The organism is Ensifer sp. GW823-FHT05D09 (assembly GCF_058795755.1).
Genome location: NZ_JBXAIA010000005.1, coordinates 391,787 through 410,021 on the forward strand (window position 1 = coordinate 391,787; position 18,235 = coordinate 410,021).

The 18,235-nt window shown below is 62.0% G+C and carries 16 protein-coding genes; 8 read left to right on the forward strand and 8 right to left on the reverse strand.

From position 1 onward, the window contains the following. The first annotated feature begins 8 nt into the window (after nucleotides 1-8). Nucleotides 9-620 (forward strand): glutathione S-transferase family protein, encoded by a 612-nt coding sequence (locus AC1Q80_RS17685; RefSeq protein WP_492361308.1) that lies wholly within the window; start codon nucleotides 9-11, stop codon nucleotides 618-620. Nucleotides 621-722: 102 nt separating this feature from the next. On the opposite strand, the gene AC1Q80_RS17690 is transcribed toward AC1Q80_RS17685, so the two are convergent. The 4 genes from AC1Q80_RS17690 to AC1Q80_RS17705 form a co-directional block, all read right to left on the reverse strand. Further along, the gene (locus AC1Q80_RS17690; protein ID WP_492361309.1) at nucleotides 723-1,607 is read right to left on the reverse strand and encodes an aldose 1-epimerase; all 885 of its coding nucleotides are present in this window, start codon (nucleotides 1,605-1,607) and stop codon (nucleotides 723-725) included. 7 nt (nucleotides 1,608-1,614) lie between these two features. Next, entirely contained in the window at nucleotides 1,615-2,565 is a 951-nt protein-coding gene (gene araH / locus AC1Q80_RS17695; RefSeq protein WP_492361310.1) for an L-arabinose ABC transporter permease AraH, read from the reverse strand. Nucleotides 2,566-2,567: 2 nt separating this feature from the next. Further along, a complete protein-coding gene (gene araG / locus AC1Q80_RS17700; protein WP_492361311.1) occupies nucleotides 2,568-4,094 on the reverse strand; it encodes an L-arabinose ABC transporter ATP-binding protein AraG in 1,527 nt (508 codons plus the stop codon). A gap of 70 nt (nucleotides 4,095-4,164) precedes the next feature. Then, complete coding sequence (locus AC1Q80_RS17705; RefSeq protein WP_209789515.1) at nucleotides 4,165-5,148, reverse strand: arabinose ABC transporter substrate-binding protein; 984 nt, start codon at nucleotides 5,146-5,148, stop codon at nucleotides 4,165-4,167. A gap of 198 nt (nucleotides 5,149-5,346) precedes the next feature. Here AC1Q80_RS17705 and AC1Q80_RS17710 point away from each other — a divergent pair, with 198 nt between their 5' ends. From AC1Q80_RS17710 to AC1Q80_RS17735, 6 genes are all read left to right on the forward strand, one after another. Continuing rightward, a complete protein-coding gene (locus AC1Q80_RS17710; RefSeq protein ID WP_492361312.1) occupies nucleotides 5,347-6,108 on the forward strand; it encodes a FadR/GntR family transcriptional regulator in 762 nt (253 codons plus the stop codon). A 70-nt stretch (nucleotides 6,109-6,178) separates the two neighbouring features. After that, entirely contained in the window at nucleotides 6,179-7,327 is a 1,149-nt protein-coding gene (gene dgoD / locus AC1Q80_RS17715) for a galactonate dehydratase (protein ID WP_492361313.1), read from the forward strand. 37 nt (nucleotides 7,328-7,364) lie between these two features. Next, nucleotides 7,365-8,141, forward strand: a complete 777-nt coding sequence (locus AC1Q80_RS17720) for an SDR family oxidoreductase (protein WP_492361314.1) — start codon at nucleotides 7,365-7,367, stop codon at nucleotides 8,139-8,141. A 300-nt stretch (nucleotides 8,142-8,441) separates the two neighbouring features. Next, nucleotides 8,442-10,157, forward strand: coding sequence for an IlvD/Edd family dehydratase (locus AC1Q80_RS17725; RefSeq protein ID WP_492361315.1), 1,716 nt, complete (start codon nucleotides 8,442-8,444; stop codon nucleotides 10,155-10,157). A 12-nt stretch (nucleotides 10,158-10,169) separates the two neighbouring features. Next, complete coding sequence (locus tag AC1Q80_RS17730) at nucleotides 10,170-11,078, forward strand: dihydrodipicolinate synthase family protein (protein ID WP_492361316.1); 909 nt, start codon at nucleotides 10,170-10,172, stop codon at nucleotides 11,076-11,078. 115 nt (nucleotides 11,079-11,193) lie between these two features. Further along, complete coding sequence (locus AC1Q80_RS17735; protein ID WP_492361317.1) at nucleotides 11,194-11,904, forward strand: FadR/GntR family transcriptional regulator; 711 nt, start codon at nucleotides 11,194-11,196, stop codon at nucleotides 11,902-11,904. A 19-nt stretch (nucleotides 11,905-11,923) separates the two neighbouring features. On the opposite strand, the gene AC1Q80_RS17740 is transcribed toward AC1Q80_RS17735, so the two are convergent. Beyond that, entirely contained in the window at nucleotides 11,924-12,424 is a 501-nt protein-coding gene (locus AC1Q80_RS17740) for a hypothetical protein (protein ID WP_492361318.1), read from the reverse strand. A gap of 519 nt (nucleotides 12,425-12,943) precedes the next feature. Between AC1Q80_RS17740 and AC1Q80_RS17745 the strand changes: the two genes are divergently transcribed. Next, complete coding sequence (locus AC1Q80_RS17745; RefSeq protein WP_492361319.1) at nucleotides 12,944-13,846, forward strand: hypothetical protein; 903 nt, start codon at nucleotides 12,944-12,946, stop codon at nucleotides 13,844-13,846. A gap of 284 nt (nucleotides 13,847-14,130) precedes the next feature. On the opposite strand, the gene AC1Q80_RS17750 is transcribed toward AC1Q80_RS17745, so the two are convergent. The 3 genes from AC1Q80_RS17750 to AC1Q80_RS17760 form a co-directional block, all read right to left on the reverse strand. Beyond that, entirely contained in the window at nucleotides 14,131-15,273 is a 1,143-nt protein-coding gene (locus tag AC1Q80_RS17750; protein ID WP_492361320.1) for an ABC transporter substrate-binding protein, read from the reverse strand. An 85-nt stretch (nucleotides 15,274-15,358) separates the two neighbouring features. Continuing rightward, nucleotides 15,359-15,724 carry a hypothetical protein gene (locus AC1Q80_RS17755; protein WP_492361321.1) on the reverse strand — a complete coding sequence of 122 codons (366 nt, stop codon included), beginning with the start codon at nucleotides 15,722-15,724 and terminating at the stop codon, nucleotides 15,359-15,361. A 75-nt stretch (nucleotides 15,725-15,799) separates the two neighbouring features. Further along, nucleotides 15,800-18,235 (reverse strand): type I secretion C-terminal target domain-containing protein (locus AC1Q80_RS17760; RefSeq protein ID WP_492361322.1); only part of this gene is annotated, 2,436 nt, incomplete at its 5' end.

An 18,235-nucleotide genomic window follows, 5' to 3' on the forward strand; every position in this document is an offset into this window, starting at 1 on the left:
TCCTTTCCATGTTGACGCTCTATCACGCTCCGCGTTCCCGCTCCTCGCGCATCATCTCGCTGCTTCGCGAGCTGGATGCGCTCGACAAGGTCAACATTGTCATCGTTGACATCACCCGCGGCGACGGCAGCGGAGCGAAGGATCCGAAGAACCCGCATCCGGATGGCAAGGTGCCGCTGCTCGTCCATAACGGCGTCGTCATCTGGGAAAGCATCGCCATCATCCAGTACCTGACCGATCTGTTTCCGGAAAAGAAACTCGCGCCGCTTGCCGGCGACCCCAAGCGCGGCTGCTATCTGAGCTGGCTTGCCTGGTATGCCGGCGTGGTCGAGCCGGTGCTGATCGCCGAAGCGGCCGGCCTTTCGCATCCCTATCTGCAGGCCACGTTCCGTGGTTCCAAGGAGATGGCGGATCATTTGGAGACGGCGCTTACTGCGAGCCCCTATCTGATGGGCGATGGATTCTCCGCTGCCGACTTGCTGCTCTATTCGCCGTTTGCATGGTACCCGGAAGCAACGCCCGACGTGCCGGCCGTCAAGGCCTGGATCGAGCGCTGCGCCGCGCGCCCATCGGTGCAGTGGGCGGCGGACTTCGATGCGTCGCAGCAGGTTGCCGCGTAGGCAGCGAGACGAACGAGCGACTATCCGCCAAGGTGCCGCGTGTCGATTGTGACGCACGGCGCTCTGGTATTCGAGCCGGCTGATCAGGCGCGCCGTTCCCCTTCAACGCCCTTCCGAAATCAGGCGCGGCGTGAGCGTCATCGTGCCGGAAAGGCTTTGGCCGCTCTGAACAACGGAAAGACCGCCGAGGCCAGGAAGATGATGGCCGTTCGGCAGATGTGTCATCGGCTCGAAGCAGAAGAAGTCGGCGTCCTCAGGCGTGTAGAGCATGAAGTGGCGGAAGGGCGCCTGCGCTTCGATCTCCAAGCAAAGATCTTGTTCCGGCCACTCGATCATGGCCTTGCCGTCCCAATCCTCATAGGCGTTGTTCAGCCATTGGCGCGGGAGTGGATTGCCGCCTTCGAAGTCCAGATTGCGCAGTATCGGCCCCGGCTGATCCGGTAGGTGGCCGGCACGCTCGGTCCAGAAACGATCGGCCTTTGCCGTCAGCCGCGTGCCTGCAGTTTTCGGGAAAAAGGGATGATGTCCGAGGCCCATCGGCAGCGCCAGGCCCGACCTGTTGGTGACAGAAAGCGTGATCGTCAGGTGGCCACCGTCAATGCGGAAATGTTGAACGGCGTCATAAGCATAGGGGCTTGGCGCAATTGCTTCGTGCACGTAGCGCAGGCATGCCTCGGTTTCGCTGTGTGGGGCCACTTCCCATGTCGCCAGCCAGCCGTCGCCATGCAGATAATAGGGGTCGCCGGCGTTCCTCAGGAGGGCGTGGCGATGGCCGAAGAAAGTGAACGCGTTGCCCTCCAGCCGATTGCCAAAGGGAACGAGCGGAAAGCTTGCCTCAGTGCCATGGCGCTGAGACGCGAGACCATCGGTTCGTGCAGGACGAAAGATCGGGATCCCGCGATAGGTGCCGGAGAGGATCGCGCCGCCGAAGCGGCTCAACTCGATCGAAAGCGCACCGTTGTTGAGCCGCAGAATGTCCCCGGACATAGGGCAGCTAAGCCCGCCGTCCTGCCGCCGACGAGCGCAGGTTGTCGAGCAGCACGGCGAGCAGCAGGATCAGGCCGCGCACGACATATTGGTAGAAGGCCTGGATGTTGAGCAGGTTCATGACGTTTTCGGCAATGCCCATGATTAGCACGCCGACGATCACGCCGGTCATCGCCGCACGACCACCGGCAAGCGACACGCCGCCGAGCACGCAGGCAGAGATGACGGAAAGCTCGAGGCCTGTCGCCGCGTTCGGCTGGCCCGAGGTGATGCGCGAGGCGAGCAGCACGCCGGCAACGGCGCAGACGAGGCCCTGCAAGGCGAAAATCCAGATGCGCATGCGCGCGACATCGACACCCGCAAGCCGCGATGCCTCCGGGTTGCCGCCAATCGCCAGCGTGTTCTTGCCGAAGACGGTGCGGTTCAACAGGAAGCCGAAGGCTACGAAGAACAGCGCCATGACCCAGATCGGTGTCGGGACGCCGAGGAAGCGCGACAGTGCCAGCTGGTAGAAGCTCGGATCGTTGATGCCGACGGCGCGGCCGTCGGAGGCGATCAGCGCTAGGCCGCGCACGATCTGCATGGTGGCAAGCGTCGTGATGAGCGCGTTGATGCGGAAGCGGGCGATGACGACACCGTTGACCGTGCCGACCAGGCCGCCGCAGATGAGGGCGGCGACAAGGCCGAGCAGGATCGAGCCGGTCGCATTCGATGCCATGACCGCGACCATGCCGGAAAAAGCAACGGTTGAGCCGACCGAGAGGTCGAAGTCACGCGAGGCGAGGCAGAACATCATGGTGCAGGCGACGATGCCGATGGTGACGACCGACTGCAGCAGGCCGAGCATGTTGCGCTCGGTCAGGAAGTTGGGAACCGTCAGCGACACCACGAGAAAGGCCAGTGCGAAGATGACGACGAGGCCCTGTTCGCCGAGAAGAAGTTTTTTCAAGGAGGTCATCGTCAGCGTGCCTGTGTCTGAGGAAGAGAGTTGTTGTTTTGGACGTCCGGCAGGGCGGCGGCGAGAATGCGACGCTCGTCGAAGTCTGCTCGTGGAATATCGGCGGCGACCCGGCCTTCGCACATGACCATGATGCGATCGGCGATACCCATGACTTCGGGCAGTTCGCTGGAGATCACCACGATCGCCATGCCCTCGGCGGCCAGTTCGTAGAGGATTTCGTAGATCTCCGACTTGGCGCCGACATCGATGCCGCGCGTCGGCTCGTCAATCATCAGGACTTTGACGCCTTCTTCGGACAGCCATCGGCCGAGGATTACCTTCTGCTGGTTGCCGCCCGAGAGATTGATGATGTCCTGGCGGCGCGACGGCGTGCGCACGCGCAGCTTGGCGATGAACTTGTCGGCAAGCGCACCCTCCTTCTTCGGGTTGATGATGCCGAAGGGCGAGAAGTGGCGGCGCGAGGAGATCGTCATGTTCTCCTCTATCGAGCGTCCCTGGACGATGCCGTCGAACTTGCGGTCTTCCGGGCAGAGCACGATGCCGGAGCGGATGGAGTGCGGCGGGCTGTCCGCCTGGATCAAGGTGCCGTCGACAGAGACCGTTCCGCTGCTGCGGGCATCGGCGCCGTAGACCAGGCGAGCCATTTCGCTGCGCCCGGCACCGATCAGCCCGAAGAAGCCGAGGATTTCGCCGCGCCGGACGGAAAAGCTTAAAGGGTTGCGCAGCTTTGGTCCGGAAATGCCTTCCACGCGCAACCGCTCTTGCCGGAGCGTCCGCTCGCGCCAGCCCCAGATGTTGGCGATCTCGCGGCCGACCATTTCGGAAATGATCTGGTCGCGCGTTACCTTCGAAATCTCGGGGTGATGGGCGGCGAGCTTTCCATCGCGCAGCACCGTCAGGCTGTCGCACAGACGAAAAATCTCGTCGAGGCGATGCGAGACGTAGAGAATGACCGTGCCATTGGCGCGCAGCCGATCGATAAGCGCAAAGAGGATCTCGCTTTCCCTGGAGGAAAGCGACGAGGTCGGCTCGTCGAGTGCGATCACGCGCGCATCGAGCATGACGGCCTTGGCGATTTCCACCATCTGGCGCTCGCCGATCGATAGCGAGGCGACTTTCACGGAGGGATCGACGTCGATGCCGATCTCGGCAAGTTTCGCCGAGACGAATCCGATCAGTTGCTGGCGATCGATGACGCCGGCCTTGCCGGGAAAACGTCCGAGCCAGAGGTTTTCGGCGACCGTCAGCTCAGGCACGAGCTGCAGTTCCTGGTGGATGACGATGACGCCGGCGTGGAAGGCGTCGCGCACCGAGCGGTAGTGTTGCTGCGCGCCGTCGATCAGGATTTCGCCGGTATCGGCGGACTGGTCGCCGGAGAGGACGCGGATCAGCGTCGACTTGCCGGCGCCGTTTTCGCCCATCAATCCGTGCACGGCGCCTTTTTTCACCGAGAACGAGACGTTCGACAGCGCCTGGACGCCGGGATAGCCCTTGGAGATGGATCGGAATTCGAGGAAGTCTTGCATCTGCGACGCTCCGCAATGGGGCGCCCGGCGGTGTCGAACCGCCGGGCTTCAAAGTCATCGAAGACGACGATTACTCGATGCCGAGGTCCTTGCGAACGGCCTCGTAGGTATCGCGCAGCGCGATCTGGCCGGCGGTCAGCGTCAGCTTTTCCGGCTCCTTGCCGTTGGCGACCCACTCGTACATGTTGAGTGCGGTCTCGTAGCCGTGGCGCTTGGGCGAGATGATCACGGTGCCGAAGAAGCCGGTTGCCGCGGGCTTCTTGAACTCGTTGATCGCCGAGTCTGCGCCGCCGATGCCGACGCCGATCATGCTGTCCGGAGCGATGCCGACGGTCTCGGTTGCGCGCACCGCGCCGAGCACCGCTTCGTCATTCAGGCCGACGGCGACCCACTTCTTGATGCCGGCGTTCTTGTTGAGCACGACGGTAGAGGCGTTAAGCGCGGCTTCCGTGTCGGTCTTTGCCTGCGGCGCGTCGAAGATGTTAGCTTCCGGGAAGCCGTTGGCCTTCAGCACCGAGAGCGCGCCTTCGACGCGGTCGACGGCGGTCGGCAACTGGTCGTAGGAAACGCGGATGGCGCCGACGTCCTTCATGTCCCAGCCGCGCTTCTTGATCTCGTCGACAATCGACTGACCGACGGCTTCACCGATCTTGGTGGCCGAGATGCCCATATGCGGCACGCTCTCGATCGGGCTGCCGTCGGCGTTGACGAGGCGATCGTCGACCGTCATCAGCTTCAGGTCGTTGGCTTCAGCCTTGGCGATGATGCCGGGGCCGAGCTTGACGTCAGGCGTGCAGATGATGAAGCCCTGCGCGCCCTGGGCGCCGAGGTTGTCGATCGCCGACTGAACCTTCTCGCCATCTTCGGCGCCGATCTTGACCAGCGTGAAGCCCTTTTCCTTGGCGGCGACGTCGGCAAACTTCCACTCGTCCTGGAACCACGGCTCCTCGGGCTGCTTGACGATGAAGCCGATCTTGACGTCGGCGGCGAAGGCCGAGGTTGCTGCGAATACGGCAACGGTGCCGGCCAGAATGGCGGCTTTGAAGAAGCGCATGATTTCTCTCCCTAGTGAACTGCCTCCTGCAGTTGCCTTTTGTGTATGATGAATCATCATATCCGTCAATTGCCTTTGTATGATGATTGAGATAGTGATGTATAACTATTGCTGAAGTGCTCCCGGATCCCTGTCGCGAGGAAAGGTGATCTGGGATAAAAGCGTCGGCGGAACTGAAAGGGATGGGTGGAGATGCAGATGGAAGGACAGGAGCCGCAGGCCGTGGCCGCGGAGCAAGTACAGCGCCGGCCGCGCGTCCAGAAGAACGTGACGCGGACGATCGCTTCCGATATCTGCGCCGATATCTTTCCTGTCGGCTCCTATCTGCCGCGGGAAAATGATCTTTGTGAGCGCTACGGCGTCAGCCGAACCGTCATTCGCGAATCGTTGAAGATCCTGGAATCGAAGGGCATGGTGCGTGGCCGCTCGCGGGTCGGCACCGTCGTTTGCGGCAAGGACGAGTGGAACATCCTCGATGCCCAGGTGCTCGAATGGATCGGCGAGCGCATCTTCGAATTCGACCTGTTGAATTGCATCCTGGAAGCGCGCCGGGCGATCGAGCCGGTCGCGGCCGAATTTGCCGCGGAGCGCGCGACCGTTCAGGAAATCGCCGATCTCGAGCGCGCCTGGCAGGCGATGCGTGACGGCGAGCGCGATATCGCCGGCTTCACCGATGCGGACGTAGCGTTCCACACCTGCCTGCTCAAGGCCAGCCACAACCAGGTTTTCCTGCAACTGGTCGGCATCATCCAGGCGGCGCTGAAGTTTTCGCTGCATGCCTCCAACGAAGCCGCCGAGCGGCGCGACGAGGCGATCGACATCCATCGCGAACTGGTCGAGGCGCTGCGCATGCGCGACAAGGCCGCTGCGCGCGACTGCTCGACGCGCATGCTTGATCTCGCCGCGCGCGACCTGGCAACCGCGGTCAAGCAGCACAGCCCCGCCAAACCCGTTCTCTGAAAATTCCCGCCGGCATGCACGCGCACGGCTGGTCACGACACGCTATCCTCACCGAACCGGACATCATTCCATGAAGATCACCAAGCTAACGACCTATATCGTCCCGCCGCGCTGGCTGTTTCTCAAAGTGGAGACCGACGAGGGCATCGTCGGTTGGGGCGAGCCCGTCGTCGAGGGGCGGGCACTGACAGTCGAGGCGGCCGTGCACGAGCTTGCAGACTATCTCGTCGGCAAGGACCCGTTCCTGATCGAGGATCATTGGAATGTGATGTATCGCGGCGGTTTCTACCGCGGCGGCGCCATCCATATGAGCGCGCTTGCCGGCATCGACCAGGCGCTCTGGGACATCAAGGGCAAGGCGCTTGGCCAGCCCGTGCACTCCCTGCTCGGCGGCCAATGCCGCGACAAGATCAAGGTCTATTCCTGGATCGGCGGCGATCGCCCGAGCGATGTCGCCCGCAACGCCAAGGACGTGGTGGCGCGCGGCTTTAAGGCGATCAAGCTCAACGGCTGCGAGGAACTGCAGATCGTCGACACCAACGAGAAGATCGACAAGGCGGTGGAAACGATCGGTATCATTCGTGATGCGATCGGACCGAATATCGGCATCGGCGTCGATTTCCACGGCCGGGTGCACCGGCCGATGGCTAAGGTGCTGGCCAAGGAACTCGAGCAGTTCAAGCTGATGTTCATCGAGGAGCCGGTGCTTTCGGAAAACCGCGAGGCGCTGAAGGAGATCGCCAACCATTGCTCGACCCCGATCGCGCTCGGCGAGCGGCTCTATTCGCGCTGGGACTTCAAGTCGGTGCTGGCGGACGGTTATGTCGACATCATCCAGCCCGACCTTTCCCATGCTGGAGGGATCACCGAATGCCGCAAGATCGCGTCGATGGCCGAAGCCTATGACGTGGCGCTGGCGCCGCATTGCCCGCTGGGCCCAATCGCGCTTGCCGCCTGCCTGCAGATCGATGCCGTCAGCTACAATGCCTTCATCCAGGAACAGAGCCTCGGCATTCACTACAACGAGGCCAACGACATCCTCGATTACGTCTCCAACAAGGACGTCTTTCACTACGAAGACGGCTTCGTCTCGATCCCGCAGGGCCCTGGCCTCGGCGTCGAGGTCGACGAGGCCTATGTCATCGAGCGCGCCAAGGAAGGCCACCGCTGGCGCAACCCGATCTGGCGTCATGAGGATGGCAGCGTCGCCGAGTGGTAACGGCCGCACCGACTGATCGGATAGAGAGGGAACAGGCATGAGCAAGCGGCTTGCTGGCAAGCGCATCGTCATCACCGGGGCAGCGCAGGGCATTGGCCTCGCCATGGCGGAGGAATTTCTGAAGGAAGGCGCCAGCCTCTTTCTGATCGATCGCGATGGACCGCTGCTCGACCAGGAGACAGCAAGGCTCAAGGCGGCTGGCGGCACGGTCGCCTCGACGACATCAGACATTACCGACGCCGATGGGATTGCCGAAGCCATCCGTCAGGCCGAAAACACGATCGGGCGCCCGAATGCGCTCGTCAACAATGCCGGCATCAACGTCTTTTCTGAACCACTGGCGTTGAGTGACGCCGACTGGCAGCGCTGCTTCGACGTCAATCTCAAGGGGGCGTGGAACTGCAGCCGGGCCGTTTTGCCGGGCATGATCGAGGATGGCGGCGGCGTCATCCTCAATATCGCGTCCACCCATGCCTTCACCATCATCCCGCACACTTTCCCTTATCCGTTGGCGAAACATGCGCTTCTCGGCATGACCAAGTCGCTCGGCATCGAATACGCTTCAAAGGGGATCCGGGTGAATGCCCTTGCGCCGGGATACGTGCTGACGCAGAAGGCGGTCGAATACTGGAACAGCTTCCCGGACCCGGTTGCCGCTGAGGCCGAGACGATGAAACTGCATCCGGGCGGCCGCATCGCCACGGCTGACGAGATCGCCCGCGCCGCACTGTTCCTGGTGTCGGACGAATGCACCTTCATCAACGCCACCTGCCTGACTGTCGACGGCGGCTTGAGCGTCCTGCACCATCCCTGAGCCAGACCGGCAGGTCTGGTCTGAATTGCATTCGCCAATCACTGCGCTGCGCGGTGGTTGGCGTTCCCCGCCGGCCGCCGTTTGATGCCGGGCCGGCAGCGCCCTGCGCGCTTACCGCGGCTCTCACCTCCTCATCCTGCCTAACCTTCAACTTCTCGATCGCTGCTCCCGCTTTTCGAACGGGCGAGCAAGCCGGCTTGTTGTGCGGTTTGACGCTTGACCGCGAATAACTCCGATTATATGAGAAATAAAAAGCGCGACACGCCACTCGGAGGGCGGGCGCACGGCGGGGGAGTGGACATGTCGAGAAAACTGAGATCGCAGCATTGGTTCGGAGGGCTCGACAAGGATGGTTTCATTCATCGCAGCTGGATGAAGAACAACGGCCTGCCGGATGACGCCTTCGATGGACGCCCGGTCATCGGCATCTGCAACACGTTCTCCGAACTCACACCTTGCAACGCCCACTTTCGCGGCCTGATCGAACACATCAAGGCGGGCGTGCTGGAGGCGGGTGGCCTGCCGCTGGAATTTCCGGTGTTTTCCTGCGGCGAGTCCAATCTGCGTCCGACCGCCATGCTCTTTCGCAACCTCGCCTCCATGGATGTGGAAGAGGCGATCCGCGGCAACCCGATCGATGGCGTCGTGCTGATGGCCGGCTGCGACAAGACCACGCCGTCGCTCGTCATGGGGGCCGCCTCTTGCGATCTGCCGGCAATCGTCGTTTCCGGCGGGCCGATGCTGAACGGCCGACTGAAGGGCAGGACCATCGGCTCGGGTACGGATGTCTGGAAGTTTTCCGAGGATGTGCGGGCCGGCGTCATGACGCCGGCCGAATTCATGGCGGCGGAAAGCGCAATGTCGCGCTCACCAGGTCATTGCATGACCATGGGCACCGCCTCGACCATGGCGTCGATGGCCGAAGCCTTGGGGCTGGCTCTACCCGGCAACGCGGCCTATCCCGCGGTCGACGCTCATCGCGCGCGCCTGGCGCGGCTCTCCGGTCGGCGGATCGTCGCGATGGTTGCCGAGGACCTGCGCCCGTCGCATATCCTGACGCGGGAAGCCTTTGCCAATGCCATCCGCGTCAACGGTGCCATCGGCGGCTCCACCAACGCTGTCGTGCATCTGCTGGCGATTGCAGGACGGGTGGGCACCGAACTGACGCTCGAGGATTGGGACAGGTTCGGCCGGGACATCCCGACGATCCTCAATCTCATGCCTTCGGGCACCTTCCTGATGGAGGACTTCTGTTACGCCGGCGGCCTTCCCGCCGTCATGAAGGAAATCGCCGACCTGCTCGATCTCGACAACCCGACGGTGACGGGCAAGAGCGTCGGGGAAAACATCGCGGATGCGGAAAACTACAATCCCGATGTCATCCTGCCGCGCGCCGTGGCGTTGACGCAGCAGGGCGGTATCGCCGTCCTGAAGGGTAATCTCGCGCCCCAGGGGGCGATCCTGAAGCCTTCGGCGGCAACGCCGGGCCTGATGCAGCATCGCGGACGCGCGGTCGTCTTCGAAACGATCGACCACTACAAGCAGCGCATCGACGATCCCGACCTCGATATCGACGAGACCTCGATCATGGTTCTGAAGAACTGCGGTCCCAAGGGCTATCCAGGCATGGCCGAGGTTGGCAACATGGCGCTGCCGCAGAAGCTCCTGAAGCAGGGCGTGCGCGACATGGTGCGCATTTCCGACGCCCGCATGTCGGGCACCGCCTTTGGCACTGTCGTGCTGCATGTCGCGCCGGAGGCGGCCGTTGGTGGTGCCTTGGCGTTGGTCAGGGACGGCGACTGGATCGAACTCGACGTCGCCGGGCGCCGGCTGCACCTCGATGTCGACGAGGCGGAGCTTGTTCGCCGCCGGCAGCTGTGGACGCCGCCTGAGATCGCCATGCCGGGCGGCTACCAGGGCCTTTATGTCGAACGGGTGATGCAGGCCGATCGCGGCGCTGATCTCGATTTCCTTGTCGGTTGTCGCGGGCACGCCGTGCCGCGCGAAAGCCACTGAGGAGGAGCGGCGATGTCCCGGTTCGACCCCGCTGACCTGCACGGCATCCACGCCATCCTCTACGCGCTGTTTGACGGCGACGAAAAGCTCGATCGCGGAGCCATGCGGCGCCAGACTGAGGTCTGTCTTGATGCCGGCGTGCATGGCATGGCGGCCCTCGGTCTTGCAACCGAAGCCTCGAAATTGAGCGAGGCCGAACGCATGGCCGTGATGGAATGGCTGGTGGAAGACACGGCCGGCCAAGTGCCGGTGGCGCTCACCATCTTCGGGCCCTCGGTCGAGGAACAGGTACGCCAGGCGCGCCATGCCGTTGGTGCTGGCGCCGATTGGCTGATCCTGCAGCCGCCGATCGTCGGCCAGTTCTCCGCCCAGGAGTATATCCGTTTCTTCGGCCGTGTCGCCGATGCGATCGACGTACCTGTCGCGATCCAGAATGCGCCGGCATTCATGGGGAGGGGACTGACCGCAACCGATATTGCAGAGCTCGTCCGCCAGCATCCGAACATTACGCTGATCAAGGGCGAGGGACCGGTGGTCGATATCGCCGCACTGATCGAGGTTACCGAGGGAAGATTGCCGGTTTTCAACGGCCGGGCCGGTCTCGAACTCATCGACAACCTGCGGGCCGGATGCCGCGGCTTCATTCTTGCGCCCGACTGCATCGATCATGCCGTCAGGGCTTACGAGTTCTATCGCGACGGCTGGGACGAGGAGGCGGAAGCGGCCTATCGCAACATGCTGCCGGCCGTGGTGTTCACCATGCAGGGGATCGAGAACCTGATGTGCTACGGCAAACGTCTCTTCGGTGAACGCGCCGGCCTGCCCGTGTTCGACCGTGCGCCGGCGCTGCGGCCGACGGCGACCGGCCTGGCGATGGTTGAGCGTTTTGCCGAAGAGCTTGGCCGGCTCGGCGAGGAATAGGCGTTATCGCCATGCCAGGGGCCGACCGCCCGTTGTTGGGGCGTGGCGACGGCTATGGTAGCAAGGGGTCGAATCGCGCCAAAGTGCGCGCCGGGATTTCGGAAACGGACGGCTGATGACGACATTTACGATCGGAGACCGGGGCTTGCCCGCACAGATCGCGGCGGAAATCGGCCGGCGGATTGCGCTCGGCGAACTCAAGCCCGGCGAGATCCTGCCCAAGGAGTCCGAGATGCTGGGCAATCTGCGCGTCAGTCGGACGACCTTGCGCGAGGCGCTGAAGATCCTGTCGACCAAGGGCTTCATCGAGGCCAAGCCGCGCCTGGGCACGCGGGTCCGCGCGCCGGAGCATTGGAACACGCTCGATCCGGTGGTGCTCTCCTGGCACGAGGGCGCGGATGACCAGCAGCAACTGGTCGAAGAACTGTTCGAGATCCGCCTGGCGATAGAGCCGATGGCAGCGGGGCTTGCCGCTCGCCGTGGGTCGGCGGATGAGCTTGAGCGCATCCGCGCGGCCTATGCCCGCATGACGGAAGACCACGCGACGGTTTCTGCCGCGATTGAAGCTGACATCGATTTCCACCTGGAAATCATCCAGGCGGCGCACAATCGCTTTCTCCTGCCCGTCTCGGCGGTCATTCGCACGGCCCTGACGATCAGCATTCCCCGCACGCTCAGGACGTTTGGTGGCTTGCAGCACTCCCTCAAGATGCACGAAGCCATCGTCGAAGCCATTGAAGCGCGCAATGCGGCAATGGCAGAGACGGCGGCGCAAATGCTGTTGAACGCGACCTACCAGCGCAATTTCCTATCCGCACAGCCGTAACCAGGACCCAGTCACGGCATCACTTTCGGTGCAGGTTGATCTCGCTGGTGACGACCCTGTCGCCGGATTCCGGGTCGACATCAACAGTCGTCAGCCGCATGCCGTTGGCGCCAACTTTCTGCAGCGTCAGATCGGCGCTGCGGTCGCCGTTGACTTCCTTCGCCCAGCGAATGGTGAGGTTGATGGCATCACCGCGACGGCTGCCGCTCAGGCCCGCGCGTCCGCCACGCGGGCCGAGATACGACCCGCTGTATTTCGTGCCGCTGAATTTCAGTTGGGCATCGATCGATTTTGAAATCAGGATCAACCCTCGACAGACGCCTTCCATCGACAGCGCCAGACCTCGCGATTGAGAATCGAAGTTGCAGGAAACGTTGATGGGCGACATATGCGTTCGGATTCTAACTGTGCCGGCGCCCGTCCAACTGCCCTGCAGCGACTTCAGGAACGCACCTTCGTCCGCTTGGGCGGCGCCGGCAAGCGATGTTGTCATGGCGGCAAACACGAGCCAACGCAGCATATCGCAATCCTCCGTTTAGAGGCTTGGCATGGTACACCAGCCAAGGCCCAGATCACCAGCCGCAACGCGCAATCGCTGCGGATGTTCCGCGCACTGCGCTTCCGCATCGCGAAGCTTTGCCCGGCTGCATCGCACGGGTGACGGCGATGGAGTGTTGCCTGCGCCCGGGCGACGAGAGGTTTCATCCTGTGCAGTCAACCGCTCCGGAGAGGCGCGAGCAACGCCGGCCCGCCGTTAACCTCATCGCGCGAAAGTCTTGTTGGCACGATGGCACTTCGCACTAAAGGTTGGTAAGGAAACTGTTAATATCCCAGTATATACAGTGAGTGTGGACGCCGCCTCAGTTTATTTATTGCCTTTTTGATATCTTTGGATCGATGTTAGTGTCTATTTCATCAGAATTTCTTCTCCATTTCGGCCTGTCGATACAAAACGTCGTCTGCCGCGGGGTCGGTGCAAGTGGGGCCATCAGCGCCGTCGAAGGCATGTCACGTCCTCCTGTCGCATGAGCTTGAGATCGTGAGCGTTCATCCTTCACTTCGCGGGGCATTCGAGCGACCTCTCCTACCTCGGGTCGAGGCGATCCTTGAGCGGGAGCAGTTCGGAGAGGCCCTGCGTGATCTGGCGCTGCGGCTCGTCGCCATGCACGATATTGCCCCAAGGATCGTGCGTTACACCGCCAGCCTTCAGAAGTGGCTGCTGACCCAGGCAATCCTGACCCTCTGTTTCGAGCACAAGATCGATGGCACCCGGCCGGGCCTGACTGCGGCTAAGCTCGTGGATTTTTTCGTCGAGAGCAATATTGCGAGCAGAAATACGGCCGTTGCGCACCTGGCGGAAATGCGCAGTTACAAGTTGCTGCTTGACGCCGAATGGGCGGGCGACAAGCGCTTGCGCCCGCTGATCCTGTCGGAAACCGCTGAGGATCTCATCCGCCAGTGGTTTGATGGCCATCTCAAATCGCTCGACAGGCTGGATGGGGGCCGGCGTCACCACCTGTCCATGGCCGAGCCGTCATTGCTGTGTTTCGCGCACCCGAGGGCAACGCGACGCTTGTTCGAAGAGCCGGGCTGGTGTTCGCCACCCGAAAGCGTCGCTACCTTTGTGCGGACGGAGTCCGGCAGCAACATTCTGCATGATCTGATTGCACGCCTGCCGAAGGGGGAGTTACCGCAAGGTCGGATAACGATCGGCCCCCTGCGCATCAGTGAGATCACCAGTCGCTACATCATATCGAATAGTCACGCCCAACGGGTTTTTGCACGGGCGCGCGACCTTGCCGTCCTCGGCTGGCAAGGGCCGGGAAACCGCGGCGACCTCTGGGTGTCATCGCAACTCGTGTCGGATTATCGCCGCTGGCAGGCGGTCAAGTTTGCCGCACTTGAAGAGGCGTTCGATTGGGCTGTTGCGCGGACGATCTGACCGTGCTGCGCCTGCAGGGTTGAAAGGCCCTGAACGGGAGGTGTGCACGATCAGATCGGGCATGTCAGTCGTGGGAACCCACCGGGCGAATGTACAGGCGTTTTGCCGCGCAATGAGAAACGGGTGACCGAGTTTGCGGTTATCGCAGCCTGTTCGCCCATCATCCCTGATGGTTGTCAGAATCGTCCTGTGCTTCCGGATCGGCGCAGCCGGCCATGGCGCCGGCTGTAGTTGAGCGCTTCGCCCTTGGTTGCAAGCGGACACGGCGAGCCCGGCCAGTAGAGTCAGAACGAGCGGGGAGCTGGATCAAGGAGCTTCAAGTTCCCGCCCGTAACTTGATGGATTGCGCAGGTTCGTCGGACAGCGCCGTTTTCTTCGAACCGGAATGCCGCCGCCGCGCCGATGAAGCCGCTCGGCGACCGAATGCTTTCCTGGTTGATGGCGTTTTCGCCCTTGGTGCGCACGAGACCTGCCGCAAGCGCAATGACATCGAAGCCATAGGCCGCATCGGCAGCGGCGGCGCGCTCGTAGCGATCGAGGTAACGCGAGGTCATACGCGAACCGTTCTCCGGACCAAACACACAGAGATGACTTCCGGAAACCTCCGGACGTTTGTAGGCGGCAGCGGTCCAACCGGAACTTCCAACGATCATCGCATTCGGCTTCAGATAGCCATTGGCCCTAAGCTGAGACAGAGCGGCGACGTCGGGATCTCCCGCGCCAACCAAGAGCACCGCGTCTATATCCTTGAGTTTGGCCTTCGACGCGGCGTCACCGGAAAATGCGGTGGAGCCGGTCACCGCAAGTAGAGCCGGCTTGATGCCGTAGTCGGCAAGCCCACGCTCAAGCCTCTGCCGTTCATTGGCGGAGACATCGCCGGGCAAGAGCGCGACGAACCGCGTACGGCCGGACGCCGCCGCATAGGATGCTCCCTCGACTGTGCTGTCGACACGATCGGACACGAAGGCGAAGGTGCCGGCTGGCCGCTCGGCGCCGTTGCCGCGAAGCATCAGCAGTGGCGGGCGGGCGGAGCCAAGTCCGTCACGGAAGGTGCTGACAGGCACGTCGGCGGCGGACACAGCGACAAGCGCGACCTTCTGATCGGCGAGCCTCTTTGCCGCGTCCTTGACCTGTTGTGGCGATCCGTCGGTATTTTCGACCAGAAGCGAGAGCTGACCGCCACCAAGTTCGTCGACCGCAAGCGAAGCGCCATCCCGGATATCCCGTTCGCGCACGGTTTCGCCCGTCGGCGCCATGAGGGCCGTGATGAGCGCGATCCGCGTCGGCCCATTGCCGAACGTTTCCTGCGGTTTGACCGCACGCTCGGCTGCGCGCCGGGCATGCATCGCCTGCGGCGATTCCACGTCGAGCACGTCTTGAGGGGTGGGGGCACCCTGGCAGCCCGCGAGCATACCGAGAGCGAACATGCCGAGGGTCAGCCATTTCCCGCGAAACGACACACACTTAGCCGGTGAAACGACAGCGCGAGACATGACGATCAGACAGCCTGTATCAGTTCATGAAGTGATGCATTTTGGTGTAGAAGCAATCGCACTTGGCGAGGTAGTCCTCGTCGCGCCAATTGGATTGAAGGTAGCCGTAGGCCTTGCCGCAAGCAACCTTGGTCTCGGACGCCCAGACGAAGGCCGGTCGCGTCGAGTAGACCCAGCGCGGATCAGCGGCAACGGCGATCGCCTCGTCCATGCGCGATACGACTTCCTTCGTCAGAGTGCCGACATCCTGCTCGACCGTCAGCGAGGACTGGCTGAGCTCCGTGCACTGCCTGGTGGCCGGCGCATAGTCGACAATGAGATCGGCTGCGAAACCTGATAAGGGCATCAGAGCGACCATCGCCCCCGCCAGCATGCTTCGGATCATGAAAAGGCTCCCCCTGGAAATGCGGTTCCCGGATGATTGCCGAGAACCGCTGAACTGTCGAGATCGATGTTGCGTTTATGAAACGTCCTGTGTCTTTGGCGCACCGTTTTCGGTGAAGAGGATCTTCACCACCTCGGTCGAAACCTGGAAGTCTTCGAGCACCGCGACCGTGTGCCAACCCGAACCGTTGCCGGCACTGCCGTCGGTGTCGACCTGAAGATTGGCGTTCTGGCCGTTTTGGACCACCTGGACAAAGTTACCGTCCAGGGTCGTTCCCGTGGGCAGATTGCCGAGAAGAGCCGTCAGGTCGACGCTATCGCCCTCGGCGTAGTTGTAGTCGGTAATCACGTCGTCAATGCTGAGCTGCAGCGAGTCCGCGTCGATCTTGAAGGTGTCGGCGCCCGCGCCCCCGGTCATGGTGTCCGAACCGGTACCGCCATAGAGCAGGTCGTTGCCGGTGCCACCGTCCAGAATGTCGCTGCCGCTGCCTCCGAGCAGCCAGTCATTGCCAGCCCCGCCATAGAGCTTGTCGTCCACCACTGGTGCAAGGTCGAAGAGAACTTGGCCCGTGTCGGCGTCAACGCCAGCGAACGTCAGTGTCTGAGTGCGACCGTCTTCCATCGTGATGGTGGCCGTGACGCCCTTGCTGGCGAACAGCCCCGCATCCCCGTCGCCTGCGTTCAGACCAAGGCGATCGACGTCGATGTTCAACTTCAGGCCGTCGCCTGCCGTGAACGTGCCTTGACCGAAACTCAGGGTCAGGCTGCCGACATTGTCCGTGCTCGAGAAGGAAACATTGCTGTTGGTCAAGCCAACCAAGCCGGAAAGATCTGGTCCCCACTCACCGTCGCTATTTCTGGTGCCCCCGGCAGTTCCGTCGAAAATGGCGTCACCGTCACTTCCGCCTCGAAGGTTTATCGTAATGCTCTGTACAGCGCTGCTGCCTTCATTGAACGCAAACTGCAGGAAGTTGGCGTTGCTTGCTGTATTCGCGCCGTCGACTGTCAGCGTGAATTTGACGCGCTCGCTCGTTGAGTCGCCCCCAATCAAGACATCGTTGCCTTCGTAGCCGTAAATCGTGTCGGCGGCGTTGTTGCGACCGAGCAGGATTTCGCCGAGACCGGTGCCCCACAATTCACTGTCGCCTCTCTGGTCGCGATCGACATTGACAGAACCCGTGTCAGTCATGCCTCCCGCGTTACCCGTATAAATGAACGAGCCACCATTCGAGCTTCCGGAACCATCGGTGAACGTAACCGTGCCGCTTCCGTTGCTGACGGACCCGCTGTCTGCCCCGCTTACAGAGGTGACGCTGATCGGAAGTCCATCGGTGTTGCTGTCGTTGTACAGCAACGCAGCATGCGGAATGACAATTGCAGCGCCATTACCCGATATATTCGTGATGACATTGTCGTCTCGCACAATTGGCGGGAGGGCAGCGTTGCTGAGATTGAAGTTGATCGTGTTTGATGCGGTGTCGCCATCGCCATCTATCAATGTGTAGCCAAACGATGCCACCTGAGTTGATGTGACGCTGGACGGCGGAGTGTAGGTGTAGCTTCCGTCATCCATGTCGATCTTCAGCGTACCTTGGGACGTGTTGATCGTTAGTTCGTTCGTTGCGGTATTGAACGAATAAGTTGCACTCCCGCTGCCGGCCATGGTGACCGCGTCTGTCGCTCGGTCATAGGTAAACACCTTGCCGGCATAGGTGATGGCACGCACATATCCGCCGTCCGCGCCAAATGCATTGTCGGGATTGGGGTCGGTCATGATGTTGCCCGTCGCGGGCTGAAACACAGAGCCGCTCAGCGAAGTCGTGAGTTGGCTGAGATCCGTTATGACCTGGGCATCGCGATCGGCGCCGGTTCCCCTTCCGTCATAGGCCAGCGGATCGAGCGGTCCCTGGACTGCGGCGCTACCCATGCCGAACGCGTAGGAATTAATGTCATTCGTATTGAGGAAGTTCTGCCAAGCAGTGATCTCGCTCCCTGTAATCGCGCCATCAGTTGGATCTCCATCTGACAGGAAATACAGCACGTTTGAGGCGCCGGAGATTTTGCCTGCCGCATTAAAGGCTGTTTGTGCAGCCGACACAGCAGCATCGTAGTTGGTGCCACCATCAGCAGTTAAGCCGTTCACAAAGGCCTTCGCCTGATCCACGGTCATCCACCCACCGGGAGCAGCGCTTGCGTCAGACGAGAACGTCGCGATTGCGATCTTTACATTGCCGACGTTGTCGTATCGCTCGATCAACTCGATGACCGACGCCTTCATAACTTCAAGTCGCGTAAGACCTGTCAGGCCCGAAGCGTAGTCCATGCTACCGGAGACGTCGAGCACGAGAGTGATGTTGGTATCCCCACCACCCGTTTCGGTCAGCGACTTGTTGATTTCGTTTGCTGTCGGAATGTCGTCGACGACGTTGATGCCGACCGTTGCGCTGGCGGTGCTGCCATCCTGATCGGAAGCGACGACGGTGATGCCGGCCAGGTTGATCGTGTTCTGCGA